We start from the raw sequence: 13,529 nt of genomic DNA, 5'->3' as shown, positions 1-13,529 counted from the left end.
TCATAAATGGAAGAAAACAAAAAAAACACAGGAAGTAAGGGAAAGACGTTTCCGCTTCCTCCCAAAAAAAATAATAAAAATACCTCCTGGAAAAAGTGGGTTAGATTTATTTGGCTTGGACTCATTGTAGTTGTTTTGGGAATTTCAGGAACTTTCTTTGCTGTTTCACAAGGTTTTCTTGGTGAAATGCCGGATGTTGAAGAACTGGAAAACCCTGACATTTATGTTGCTTCTCAGATTTTTTCTGCAGATGGTGTTCTTTTAGGCAAATTTGAAAAAGAAAAAACCCAACCTATTACCTATAAGGATCTTCCTCCTTTTCTTGTGTATGCACTACAAGCTAAAGAGGATGAGCGTTTTAAAGAACACTCCGGAATTGATCTACAATCAATTGCCAGAGCAGTTGTTTATGGAGGTGGCAGAGGAGGTGGCTCCACCATTACCCAGCAGCTTGCAAAGCTACTCTTCACAGGGGGAGCTTCACAAAACAAGTTAGCAAGGGCTTTCCAAAAGCTAAAAGAATGGGTTGTGGCAGTAAGCCTTGAAAGAAGATATACCAAAGAAGAAATTGTAACGCTTTATTTCAACAAGTTTGACTTTTTATACAATGCAAACGGAATTGAAATGGCTTCAAAAATCTATTTTAACAAAAGCACCAATCAGCTTACATTACCTGAAGCAGCAATGTTTGTTGCCATGCTGGAAAATCCGGTAAAAAACAATCCTATGCGTAATGAGACAAGAGCGAAGGCAAGAAGAGATGTTGTTTTGGAGCAGATGCAGAAAACAGGTTATATTGATGAGGATACTTACAACAAAGCGGTAGCAACGCCTATTACTTTAGACTATCATCCGATCAAAAACATCAATGATGACTACTCTGCTTACTATAAGTTTTATCTGAAAAAAGAGATCGATAGTTATCTTAAAGATCACGAAAAAGAAACCGGTAAAAAATTAAACCTTTATAAAGACGGACTTAAAATATATGTTACGCTTGACTCTAAAATGCAAAAATATGCGGAAGAGGCAATTAAAGAACATTTGACAGACCTTCAAAAAAGATTTGATGCAGAACAAAGAGGCAGAAAAAACAGACCTTTTTATTACTTAACGGATAAGCAAATCAACAGTGTAATGGTTCAGGCTATGAAAAGAACGGGACGTTACAAATTGCTTAAGGCAGCCGGAGTATCTGAAGATTCAATCCTTATGGAATTCCATAAACCGATAAAAACATCACGTTTTACATGGAATGGAGAAGAAGAAGTTGAAATGTCTCCTTGGGACTCTATCAGATATCATAAGCAGATCGCTCAGGCAGGTTTGATGTCTATGGTTCCTGGAACCGGTGAGATTAAAGCATGGGTTGGAGGAATCGACTGGCAGCATTTCCAGTACGACCATATCAAACAAGGTAAAAGACAGGTTGGATCCACATTCAAACCTTTCGTATATGCAACTGCTATCATGAAGCTTGGAATGACACCTTGTTCAGCTGTTTCAAACGGAACCTACGACCATAATGGATGGCATGTTCCCGGCAGAGGCGGAATGCTGACGTTAAAAGATGCTTTAGCGCACTCTCAAAACCCAGTTGCAGCACGTCTCATAGAAATGACCGGAGTAGATGCTGTAATACAGACTGCAAGAGATCTAGGAGTAACTGAGGAAATTCCAAGAAACAATACAATTGCATTAGGTTCATCTGACATCACGATTTATGAAATGCTTGGTGCTTACAGTACTTTCGCCAACTATGGTAACTATAATAAACCTGAAATGATCTGGAGGATAGAAGATGCCAACAGCAGGGTTATCAAAGAAGTAAATGTAGATCCAAAAGAGGTAATGAATCCTCGTTATGCCTACACCATGATTGAATTGATGAAAGGAGTAGCCCAATTTGGTACCGCTTCCGGAGAACTTTCAAGAAGGGGCATCTCAAAAGCGGTGGAAATTGCTGCCAAAACCGGTACTACACAGAACAACTCCGATGGTTGGTTTATGGGAATAACTCCTAAGCTAGCAACAGGTGCCTGGGTAGGATGGGAAGACAGAGCAACTCACTTCTTTGGAACAGGTGAAGGACAAGGAGCAAGAATGGCATTGCCGATCTGGGCGATATTTATGAAAAAAGTCTGGGCAGATAAAAGTTTAGGCATTACTCCAGATGATAAGTTTGTGAAACCATCAGATTGGAAAGACGGATGTTCGGATCTCAAAGGATTGAGTGGAGGTTATGGTGATGAGGGAGGACTTCAGACAATCGATCAAATTAAAAATCCTAGGCCTGTAGATCCTACACCAAAAAGCAATACAACGAAGAAAGAAGAGAACGTCAATGAAAACCTCAATAAGAGCGAAGAAATTGATTTTAATAAATAAATTCTCTTTTACAAATACACGAGACCTTTCAATCTGTTTGAAAGGTCTTTTTTTATTGTTGTATCTTTGATTCATGAATATTAAAGAGATCAAACAGCCTTTTATAAAGAAGTTTCCCGGAGACTTTTCAGGAAATCCAATGCAGAGAGCAACGCCTAAAGTTTTGTTCTCAACGGTTAGTCCTGCCGGGTTTGACAATCCGGAATTAATTATTTTCAATGAAAAACTTTCTGAAGAAATCGGCCTAGGAAAGTTTGAAGAGAACGACCTGGATTTTCTTGTTGGAAATAATTTACCTCCTAATATTCAACCTTACGCGACAGCATATGCCGGGCATCAATTTGGAAACTGGGCCGGACAACTTGGAGACGGGAGAGCTATACTCGCTGGGGAAATAATCAATGACTCCGGGAAAAAAAATGAAATTCAATGGAAGGGTCCTGGAGCCACTCCATATTCAAGACATGCAGATGGAAGAGCTGTATTAAGGTCTTCAGTCAGGGAATACCTGATGAGTGAGGCTATGTATCACCTTGGTGTTCCGACTACAAGGGCATTAAGCCTATGTTTTACAGGAGAAGATGTCATAAGAGATATGATGTACAACGGGAATCCTCAAAAAGAAAAAGGAGCGATAATTATCAGGACTGCGGAAAGCTTTCTACGGTTTGGACATTACGAGCTCATTTCTGCTCAGGCAGAATACAAAACCTTACAGGATCTCGGTGACTTTACTATTCTCAATTATTTTCCTGAAATCACTTCATCGGATTCTGAAAAATATAAAGATTTCTTTAAAAGCATCTGCACAAGAACGGCTGATCTGATGACAGAATGGTTCAGAGTGGGTTTTGTACATGGAGTTATGAATACAGATAATATGTCTGTGCTTGGGCTTACCATTGACTATGGTCCATACTCTATGATGGATGAGTATGATCTGAATTTCACTCCCAATACCACCGATTTGCCAGGAAGAAGATATGCATTCGGAAAGCAGGGGCAAATCTCACAATGGAATTTATGGCAGTTGGCAAATGCGCTTCATCCATTAATTAAGGATGAAAAATTTTTAGAAAATACCCTCAATAATTATGGTAATTATTTCTGGGAAGCTCACGACAAAATGCTTTGCCGAAAATTCGGATTCGATCAGCTATTAGATGGTGACGAAGAGTTTTTCAGCAACTGGCAGGGATTGATGCAGGAATTAGAATTTGATCACACCTTGTTTTTTAATCAGTTGGAAAAACTCAAAGAGGGAGATGACCTGAAAGAGTTGTTTGAAAATGTATCTTATACCTTCCTAAATGATGATCTTTTGAATAAGCTTAAACACTTTATTCAAAAATACAAAGAAAGAATTTCAAAAAATAAAATTACAAAGGAAGCCTCTCTCAACCTGATGCAAAAAGCTAATCCAAAATTCATCCTTAGAAATTATCTTTTGTACCAATGCATTGAAGAAATTAATGAAGGGAAGAAAGATTTATTAAAAAAATTAATACATGCCCTCGAAAATCCTTATCAGGAAATTTATCCTGAATTTTCCGTAAAAAGGCCTGTTGATTATGATGATATTTCCGGATGTTCCACGCTGTCTTGCAGTTCGTAAGTTCATAATAATAAATAAGATACGTGATATCTATTAAAAAATTGCTTAATTTTGAGTATAACTATAAAATTACATTATGAAAAAGACTTTACTATCTTTAATATTATTAACAAGCGTGATGGGGACTGCTCAAACCGTCTTGTTAGATGAAGGCTTCGAATCTTACACGAATTTTGCCATTACAAATATCGGAAGTTGGCTGACTTTAGATTTAGACGGTAGAAATACTTACACAGGAGGTGGGCCTGTAGTAGGAGGCAGTACCGTACCAACCTGGACTGCTAATTGGACAAATGCCGGTGGTGCTATGGCATTTCAGATTTTTAACCTTTCAGCAAGTAATGCCACAAACAATCTGACTTCAGTACCAGGAGTGGATGAAGAAATAAGAAATTTCACTCCACATGGTGGACAAAAAACAGCTGTATCCTGGGCTGCAGTGCCGGCTGCTGGTGTAAATGCAAATAACGACTGGCTTATTTCTCCAGCTGTAACATTAGGAGCAGGTGGCAATCAGTTAAGCCTTTGGGTAAAAGCTCTATCTCCTGCCTTTACAGAAAACTATAAAATAGGAGTATATGTCGGTAACGGTACACCTACGTCAGCTGCGAACTTTACAATAATATCTGGCGCAACCCCATTAACAGCTCCTTATGCGGCATGGCAGCAAGTTACGCAAAGTTTGGATGCTTATAGTGGTCAAACAATCAGGATTGGTATCCAATATATGTCCTCAGATCAATATATGTTTATGTTAGATGACGTTAAAATTACTACAGGCACTCTTTCAACATCCGAAAATTCTGCCAAAGTTAGAACAGGCATCTATCCCAACCCTACAAAAGGAGAAGTTGAAATCAGAACAGACAAAAAAATAAAGTCAATATCTGTTTTTGATGTTTCAGGAAAATCAGTTTTAAAAACGGCTTCGGTAAAAGCAGATCTTTCTTCACTCCCTAAAGGAAATTATTTGATGCAGATCGAATTTAACGATGGGACATCATCCTCAGAAAAAGTCATCAAAGAATAAATGATTTTTACACATAGAAACAAAACTCACCGGAATTGGTGAGTTTTTTTATTTTACTTTTGCAAAAACTTTAAACAGGTGAATTTCAAAACGAAACTAATCCATTTTTTTAAACTCATATTTCCTTCTTCGCTCACTGAGCTATGGGTCTTTCTTTTCTTTCTTTCTCTGTATGGAATACTGGGATCTTACATTGCCATTAATTACACCATCATTTTTGATAACAGAATACCCTGGGATGCTTATTTCAGTTTTGACAATCGTTCAATTGTGATGACCGGTGGTAGTTTCGAAAGACATCCTTTATCCTACTACTTTTTTAACTGGATAAGAGAGTTTGCTTTTCTAATCTCGAACGGAAAAACGGATGTTACCTTTAGGTTAGTTCTGGCATGGTTTAGCATAACCACGGTAAGTCTAGCTATATTACAAGTATTTAAATATTTAAAAAACATCATCAGAATACCATTGATGATCAACCTTATTATTATTCTTTTTTTCGGGCTTTTCTCAACAAGCATCCTGCTTTCTTTCACTCCGGAAAACTTTACTTATACATTTTTTCTTCTTTGTCTTTATAACCATTATGCGGCCATTAAACTAAAAAAAGAAGAGAAAATATCTGGTCTGGCTCTTGTTTTCGCTGGAGTTTCCGTGGCAGGACTTACTATTACCAACATTTTTAAGGTTTTCATTCCTGTCTTATTCGAAAAAGACCTGTTTACAAAATGGAAGAAATTTGGAAATGCTGCACTAAGAGTTGTAATTACTTGTATTTGCTTTATACTGCTATACCTAAACCGGATAGACTTTAAATATAAAAATATCTTCAATAAGACGAACGAACAATATGAAAAGTTCTCTAATGTAAAGTCTACACCAACCTGGGACATGATTCTTTCGTATTTTTTTGGTGGCAATATTCTTTTTTCCAATTTTATCATTCGTGATAAACATAATATGAAAGGCTTTCATTTCAAAGGTCTTATTATGGATGTTTATTCTTCGTGGGTTGCTTACTTATTTATTGCCCTTTTATTGAGTCTTATATTTTGGAGTTATTTCAGAAATTTCAAAAATAAACTGGTACAAGTTGTAATGATCTCTTTTGTTGTAGATATTGTTATCCACTGCATTATGAGATTCGGATTACATACGTCTTACATCTATGGCGGTCACTTTGTTTTTGTCTATCCGATACTTCTAGGCTGGTTGTTCTACTCTTATCGGTCTTCTCCGAAAGCACTCTCATTCCTGACACTTACATTGGGAATATTATTGGTTTATCTGGGAGTTAATAACTACCTCAGGATGACAGAGTTTTTCTGGTTCTTAGATTCTTATTATCAATAAAAAAGCTGAGAAGAAAATCTTCTCAGCTTTTATTTTTTTATCATATAGCTTATATTATTTAGCCTCTGCACAAAATATTCTGTACTGTACTGCAACAGCAGATTTAAAGTATTCTCTGATCTTAGAAAGGTCTGAAGAAGCACTTTGTTTCGTGAAATAACTTCCTGCTAAAATCTTATAATTAGGTCTCAAAGACGCATCGGTTTCCACCTTTAGATTAGGAAATCTTTTTCTGAAATACGATTTGATCTCATTCGCTTCATCGTTACTTTTCACAGTTGTAATCTGAATTTTATACCCTAAAATTCTTGGGTTTTTTCTACAGATTTCCGCATTGGTCAATTCCCTATTCGGAACATATATTTTTGTAGGTCTGGTGTAAGTTTCGTCACTACTATCCCGGGGTGTTGTAGTGGTTACAACTCTTGAACATTTGTCTTCGAGACTCTCTAAAGCATCTTTTACCTTAGGATCCATTGACATTACTAGTTCGGTTCCGGACAATGTATCCTTCTTTACAACCTGCTGGGCTTCAATCTCATAAAATCCAAAAAAGGATAGTACCGACAATATTTTGATTAAATTTTTCATTTAAACTTGTTTGCGCAAATTTATACAAATTAAAAAATTATACCAAACTGAGTTATTTAGAATCAATACAAATTAAACGTAAATGATATTTTCCCCTTTCTATATGCCGTTAAATTCCTGTTAAAAATATTATTTTTGCGGGATTGATTGAATGTTCAATATTTTACTAACATAAGATAATTTAAATGATTAGTTGGAGAAAGCATTATAAACAAACGTTGATCGCAATAGGCTTATTGCTATCAACCAGTGCTTCATTTTACGGGCAAGACGGCGATCCTAAAAACGGTGAGAAACTTTTCAAAGCGAATTGTACTGCATGTCACGCTCTGGATAAACAAGTGATAGGACCTCCTTTGAAAGGAGTTGTAGAACGAGTAAAGACAGAGGGTGGTGTAGACAGAGATTGGCTTCACAAGTGGATCAAGGACAACAAAGCTCTGAGAGCTTCTGGAGACAAATACGCCAATGAGATTTTTGAAAAATATAATAAAACTGAGATGCTTCAGTTTCCTAATCTTACAGAGAAGGATATCGATGACATCTTAGCTTTTACAACTAATCCTCCGGCTCCGGAAGAGAAAAAACCGGAAGCGGGAGCAGCCACTGCAACAGATGCTACCGCAACTGCAGCAACCGACAAAACAACAACAAACGTTGTTATCATTTCACTTTTAGCAATTGCAGCCTTACTGGTATGGATCTTACTTAAACTAAGACAATTAGTTAAATTAGGACAGTCAGAAGACTTAGCAGGGCTTAATGAAACGAGAGTTCGTTCATTCAGTGAAATCTATAAAAAATACCACTATATAGGTAAAGGAGCTTTGGTTATTTTAGCGATCCTTGCAACCTATGGAATCTGGAACTGGTTAATGTGGATCGGTGTTTACAAAGGATACAAGCCTGAACAACCTATCTACTTCTCTCACAAAATTCACGCTGGAGAACAAAAAATTGACTGTCAGCTATGTCACTCAAGTGCTAAATATGGTAAAGTTTCTGAAATTCCTTCTATGAACGTTTGTATGAACTGTCACAGAACAATTTCCGAATACAATGCAGATCACTATATGGAGCCAGGAAAAGACAAAGCGTTCTATGACGGTGAAATCCAAAAGATTTATCAGCATACAGGTTGGGATCCTGCAAAACAACAGTATACAGGAAAAACTGAACCAGTAGAATGGACAAGAATCCACAACATGCCGGATTTCGTGTACTTCAATCACTCTCAGCACGTTGTAGCGGGTGAGCAGGCAATCATCAATTCTTTCAACAAAAAGAATCCGAATAACAAAATCGATGTTGTTTGTAAAGCTTGTCACGGAAAAATAGACACAATGAATGTTGTTCAGATGGCTAATGACTTCACTATGGGATGGTGTATCGAGTGTCACAGAACTACTGAGGTTGATATGAACAACGGTTATAATAAAGAATACTTCAAGAATCTACATGACAAGTTGAAAAAACAATACCCTAAAGATGGTGGTAAGATTACTGTAGATGCAATTGGAGGTCTTGAGTGTGGTAAATGTCATTATTAATAACTAAAAATTAGAAGTATAAATGGCTTCAAACAAAATACAATTTAGAAGTATTCATGAACTTAAAGACCCGGCTTTAAATAATAAGCTGGCTCAAAAAGAGTTTCAGGAAGAAATTCCGGTAGAAGATTTCCTTGGAGATGCTGAACAGAACGGATCAAGTACTTCAAGAAGAGATTTCTTAAAATTATTAGGATTTTCTACTGCAGCAGTAACACTTGCTGCTTGTGAAGCTCCGGTAATTAAAACGATTCCTTACGTGGTAAAACCTCATGATATCATTCCTGGGGTTCCTAACTACTACGCTTCAACATATTTTGATGGTTTCGATTTCGCTAGTGTTTTAGTAAAGACACGTGAAGGACGACCTATTAAAATTGATCCAAACCCGGCTGCAGGAGAATTAGGTAAAACGAATGCAAGAGCTCAGGCAAGTGTACTTTCTCTTTATGATAATGATAAAGTAAAACAACCTAAGCTTGACGGTAAAGACGAAACTTTCGATAAAGTAGATGATTTTGTTCTTAAAGGTTTGGCAGAAGCACAGTCAGCAGGCAAAAAGATTGTTCTTTTATCTCAGTCTTTTGCTTCACCAACTTTCAAAAAGTTGTTCGCTGAATTCAAAGCTAAATATCCTACAGCAGAACTTGTAACTTATGATGCTTTCCCTTACTCCGCAGCATTAGATGCAGCACAGGAAGTATTCGGACAAAGAGCATTACCGGTTTACGATCTTAAAGGTTCTGAATTAGTAGTTTCTTTCCAGGCTGATTTCTTAGGAGATTACAATGCCTCAAGTTTAGAAACTTCTTATGCAGAAGCAAGAAAACCGGGAGCAAACATGTTGAGACACATTCAGGTGGAATCCAACATGTCTCTTACAGGTGCAAATGCTGACTCAAGATACAGACTAAAGCCTAGTGCAGTAAATAAAACATTAGTTGAAGTTTACAATGCAATCGTAGGTGGGGGTGCTGCTTCTGATAAAATTGCTGCTGAGATCGTAAAAGAACTTCAGACAAAAGGAAGCAAAGCTGTCGTATTTGCGGACGGATCTAAAGGTGCACAGGTTTTAGCACACTTAATTAACCAAAAATTAGGTTCGGTTGCCTTCACCGGTAAAGCGAACTTCTTAAAAGAATTTGATAAAGCAAGATACCAGGAATTCTTAGGATGGGTAAATGCAGGACAGGTTGGAGTATTGATTACAAACAATGTAGATCCTATCTATTCTCATCCAAAAGGAGAAGATTTCAAAAAATCTTTAACAAAAGTTCCTTACGTAATTGCTGTTGCAGATAAGAAAAATGAAATGTATAAAGCAGCGAAAGCTGTTATTCCGGTAGCCAACTGGTTAGAGTCTTGGGGAGATATGGAGCCTCAGACAGGAGTTTATACATTAATGCAGCCTACTATCCAGAAAATTTACAAATCAAGACAGATTGAAGAATCATTATTGGTTTGGAAAAATGGTAAGAACAATGCTGCCAATAACTACTATGATTACTTAAAAGCTAGTGCTTCTTCTATATTAGGAGGTACCTCTTTCAACAAAGCTTTGTATAACGGTATCGTTCCTTCCAGTAATGCAACGACATTATCTTATGCAGGAGGAAATGCTGCTCAGGCACTTGCTGAATTAGGTAACTTTAAAGCTTCCGATCTTGAATTAGTACTTTATACTAAGACTTCTATCGGAGATGGTACTCAGGCTAACAACCCTTGGCTACAAGAATTACCGGATCCGTTAACAAGAATGTCTTGGGATAACTACTTAACTATTTCTCCTAAAGATGCAGACAGATTAGGTATAAAAAATGATCTGAATGCCAGAATGCAGTTGGATGGTTCTATTGTAAACCTTACGGTAAACGGAGTTGTAATAAAAGATGTTCCTGTATTCATTCAACCAGGTCAGGCAGACGGATCAGTAGGTTTAGCACTTGGATATGGTAAAAAGAATTCCGGAGCAACGGCTGATACAGGAGTAAATGCTTATCCTTTATTTGACGGTTCTAATTTAGTTGTTTCTAATGCTAAAATAGAAAAAACAGGTGAAGAGCATGAGTTTGCTGGTATCCAGCTTCAAAACACCCTAATGGGTCGTTATGAAATCGCTAAAGAAGTTCCTTTAACAGAATATCTGAATGTCGCTTTTGATGACGAGCACAAAGGATGGAACAAGCCTTTGGAATACCACACGATCAGTGGAGCTCTTCCAGCAAGAAAAATAGACCTTTGGGACGCTTTCGATGACACTGATGGACCTCACTTCAATTTATCTATTGACTTAAACTCTTGTACTGGTTGTGGAGCATGTATCATTGCTTGCCAGGCAGAAAACAACGTTCCTGTTGTAGGTAAAGAAGAGATCAGAATGTCCAGAGATATGTACTGGTTAAGAATCGATCGTTACTATTCTGCTAAAGAAAAGATCGAAACTAAAGAAGGTATTGAAAGAGGATTAAATGTTCCTAATCTATATGACATCCTAATCGAACCGAATGAAAGTCCGGATGTGATTTTCCAACCGGTAATGTGTCAGCACTGTAACCACGCTCCATGTGAAACAGTATGTCCGGTAGCGGCTACTTCTCATGGTAAGCAAGGTCAAAACCATATGGCTTACAACAGATGTATTGGTACAAGATATTGTGCAAACAACTGTCCATATAAAGTAAGACGTTTCAACTGGTTTACATATAACCTGAACGATCGTTTCGATTTCAACATGAATAACGATCTTGGAAGAATGGTACTAAACCCGGACGTTGTGGTAAGAACAAGAGGGGTTATGGAGAAATGTTCAATGTGTATCCAGCAGACTCAGGCTACAATCTTAACTGCGAAAAGAGAGAACAGAAAAGTAACAGACAACGAGTTCAAAAACTCTGCTGCTTGTGCTGCTGCTTGTTCTACCGGAGCAATGACGTTTGGAGACATGAACGATAAAGAATCTGAAGTAAGAGAATTATACTCAAGCAACAGAAGATATTATTTACTGGAAGAGATCGGAACCAAGCCAAATGTGTTCTATCACACTAAAGTAAGAAACAGAGTAGAAAAATAAAGTTTAAATAATAAATAGGTAAAAAATGTCAGGACATTACGAAGCTCCGATAAGGGAACCTCTAATTATTGGTCACAAAACTTATCACGATATCACAGAAGATATTGCACGACCTATCGAAGAAAGAGCAGGTAAATTATGGTGGATATCACTATATGCAGCACTAGTTCTATTCATCTATGGATTCGGGTGTATCGCTTATACTATCGGAACAGGTATTGGAGCATGGGGGCTTAACAGAACTATTAACTGGGGTTGGGATATCACCAACTTCGTATGGTGGGTAGGTATTGGTCACGCCGGAACCCTAATCTCAGCGGTATTATTATTATTTAGACAGCGTTGGAGAATGTCTGTAAACCGTTCAGCTGAAGCGATGACGATCTTCGCTGTTGTACAGGCAGCTATCTTCCCTGTAATCCACATGGGTAGAGTTTGGGTAGGATATTGGGTATTCCCTCTTCCAAACCAATTCGGTTCTCTTTGGGGGAACTTTAACTCTCCTCTACTTTGGGACGTATTTGCGATCTCTACGTATTTCTCAGTATCTACAGTTTTCTGGTTCATGGGATTGATCCCTGACTTTGCAATGATCAGAGATAGAGCTAAAACTCCTTGGACTAGAAAAATCTATACATTCCTAGCATTCGGTTGGGGTGGTAAAGCAAAACACTGGCAAAGATTTGAAGAATTATCTTTGGTTTTAGCAGGTTTGGCAACTCCACTTGTATTCTCAGTACACACTACCGTATCCTTTGACTTCGCAACTTCAGTTATTAAAGGATGGCACTCTACGATCTATCCTCCGTACTTCGTTGCCGGTGCGATTTTCTCAGGATTTGCAATGGTACAAACACTATTGTTAATTGCCAGAAAAGTTTGTCACCTTGAAGATTACATCACTATGTATCACATTGAAATTATGAACATCGTAATTGTGGTAACAGGTGGTATGGTAACTGTAGCTTACGCAACTGAATATTTCATAGGATGGTACTCAGGATCAAGATTTGAAGATTTTACGTATCTTTCTCCAGGTGCAGCAACAGGTCCTTATTGGTGGGCTTTCTGGTCACTAATTATCTGTAACCTTGTTATTCCGGCTTCTTTCTGGTTCAAAAGAGCAAGAACGAACATTATCTGGACTTTCATTGTAGCACTAATTATCAACATCGGTATGTGGTTTGAGCGTTTCGATATCATCGTAATCAACCTTTCAAGAGATTACTTGCCAGGTTCATGGACGATGTTTAAACCAACCATTATTGACGTAGGTGTATATTTAGGAACAATCGGATTCTTCTCTGTACTATTCTTATTATACGCAAGAACATTCCCTGTAATTGCACAGGCTGAATTAAAATCGATTTTGAAAATCTCAGGTGAAACTTATAAAGCAAAAGAAGGAGATGAGCACCACTAAAATTGTATACGGACTTTATGCTGATGACGACGATTTAATGAACGGCGTTAAAGCATTCAACGATAAAGGAATAAAAATCAACGAGGTTTATACTCCATTTCCGGTTCACGGACTAGATAAAGCTTTAGGTCTGAAGAAGACAAGAATTTCTGATGCTGCTTTTATCTATGCTTGTTATGGTGTTACGATCGGTGCAACTGTAACCTGGTATGTAATGAATCATGACTGGCCTCAGAATATCGGTGGTAAACCAGCTTTTGACTGGGGACACAACATGCCGGCATTCGTAGTTCCGATGTTTGAATTAATGGTATTCTGTGCTGCTCACATGATGTCACTTACTTTCTTGGTAAGAAACAAGATGTATCCTGGAGCTCCGGCACAAAATCCGGATCCGAGAACTACAGATGACAAATTCATGATGGAATTTGTAACTGAAGATGTAGAATCTGTAAAACAGCTACTTATTGAGACTGGAGTTGAAGAAATAACTGTTAAAGACGCTTAAA

General features: G+C 37.6%; 9 protein-coding genes. 8 read left to right on the top strand and 1 reads right to left on the bottom strand.

Annotation, left to right across the window (positions count from 1 at the left end; genetic code table 11):
- The first annotated feature begins 6 nt into the window (after positions 1–6).
- From AC0INN_RS11785 to AC0INN_RS11770, 4 genes are all read left to right on the top strand, one after another.
- Positions 7–2,388 (top strand): transglycosylase domain-containing protein, encoded by a 2,382-nt coding sequence (locus AC0INN_RS11785; protein ID WP_273650364.1) that lies wholly within the window; start codon positions 7–9, stop codon positions 2,386–2,388.
- Positions 2,389–2,461: 73 nt separating this feature from the next.
- Positions 2,462–4,003: a protein adenylyltransferase SelO gene (locus AC0INN_RS11780; RefSeq protein ID WP_306613331.1), complete on the top strand. Its 1,542-nt coding sequence runs from the start codon at positions 2,462–2,464 to the stop codon at positions 4,001–4,003.
- Positions 4,004–4,079: 76 nt separating this feature from the next.
- Positions 4,080–5,033: a T9SS-dependent choice-of-anchor J family protein gene (locus tag AC0INN_RS11775; RefSeq protein WP_273650362.1), complete on the top strand. Its 954-nt coding sequence runs from the start codon at positions 4,080–4,082 to the stop codon at positions 5,031–5,033.
- A 78-nt stretch (positions 5,034–5,111) separates the two neighbouring features.
- Complete coding sequence (locus AC0INN_RS11770) at positions 5,112–6,386, top strand: DUF6080 domain-containing protein (RefSeq protein ID WP_273650361.1); 1,275 nt, start codon at positions 5,112–5,114, stop codon at positions 6,384–6,386.
- A gap of 54 nt (positions 6,387–6,440) precedes the next feature.
- On the opposite strand, the gene AC0INN_RS11765 is transcribed toward AC0INN_RS11770, so the two are convergent.
- Positions 6,441–6,977: an SPOR domain-containing protein gene (locus AC0INN_RS11765; protein WP_172282024.1), complete on the bottom strand. Its 537-nt coding sequence runs from the start codon at positions 6,975–6,977 to the stop codon at positions 6,441–6,443.
- A 185-nt stretch (positions 6,978–7,162) separates the two neighbouring features.
- Between AC0INN_RS11765 and AC0INN_RS11760 the strand changes: the two genes are divergently transcribed.
- From AC0INN_RS11760 to AC0INN_RS11745, 4 genes are read left to right on the top strand one after another with little or no spacing between them, the layout of a single operon-like run.
- Positions 7,163–8,527: a c-type cytochrome gene (locus tag AC0INN_RS11760; RefSeq protein ID WP_172282022.1), complete on the top strand. Its 1,365-nt coding sequence runs from the start codon at positions 7,163–7,165 to the stop codon at positions 8,525–8,527.
- A 22-nt stretch (positions 8,528–8,549) separates the two neighbouring features.
- A complete protein-coding gene (locus AC0INN_RS11755) occupies positions 8,550–11,597 on the top strand; it encodes a TAT-variant-translocated molybdopterin oxidoreductase (protein WP_306613329.1) in 3,048 nt (1,015 codons plus the stop codon).
- A gap of 25 nt (positions 11,598–11,622) precedes the next feature.
- Positions 11,623–13,020 (top strand): NrfD/PsrC family molybdoenzyme membrane anchor subunit, encoded by a 1,398-nt coding sequence (gene nrfD, locus AC0INN_RS11750; RefSeq protein ID WP_172282012.1) that lies wholly within the window; start codon positions 11,623–11,625, stop codon positions 13,018–13,020.
- Positions 13,007–13,528: a DUF3341 domain-containing protein gene (locus tag AC0INN_RS11745; RefSeq protein WP_122546000.1), complete on the top strand. Its 522-nt coding sequence runs from the start codon at positions 13,007–13,009 to the stop codon at positions 13,526–13,528. The genes nrfD and AC0INN_RS11745 overlap by 14 nt, the downstream gene beginning before the upstream one ends.
- Position 13,529 lies beyond the last annotated feature (1 nt).

This window comes from Chryseobacterium subflavum, from assembly GCF_055762745.1.
This window is presented reverse-complemented; position numbering and strand designations above follow the sequence as displayed.

Bases quoted from the DNA above. Each gene is read 5' to 3' on its own strand.
- AC0INN_RS11785 (WP_273650364.1), top strand. From the start codon at position 7: ATGGAAGAAAACAAAAAAAACACAGGAAGTAAGGGAAAGACGTTTCCG.
- AC0INN_RS11780 (WP_306613331.1), top strand. From the start codon at position 2,462: ATGAATATTAAAGAGATCAAACAGCCTTTTATAAAGAAGTTTCCCGGA.
- AC0INN_RS11775 (WP_273650362.1), top strand. From the start codon at position 4,080: ATGAAAAAGACTTTACTATCTTTAATATTATTAACAAGCGTGATGGGG.
- AC0INN_RS11765 (WP_172282024.1), bottom strand. From the start codon at position 6,977: ATGAAAAATTTAATCAAAATATTGTCGGTACTATCCTTTTTTGGATTT.
- AC0INN_RS11760 (WP_172282022.1), top strand. From the start codon at position 7,163: ATGATTAGTTGGAGAAAGCATTATAAACAAACGTTGATCGCAATAGGC.
- AC0INN_RS11755 (WP_306613329.1), top strand. From the start codon at position 8,550: ATGGCTTCAAACAAAATACAATTTAGAAGTATTCATGAACTTAAAGAC.
- nrfD (WP_172282012.1), top strand. From the start codon at position 11,623: ATGTCAGGACATTACGAAGCTCCGATAAGGGAACCTCTAATTATTGGT.
- AC0INN_RS11745 (WP_122546000.1), top strand. From the start codon at position 13,007: ATGAGCACCACTAAAATTGTATACGGACTTTATGCTGATGACGACGAT.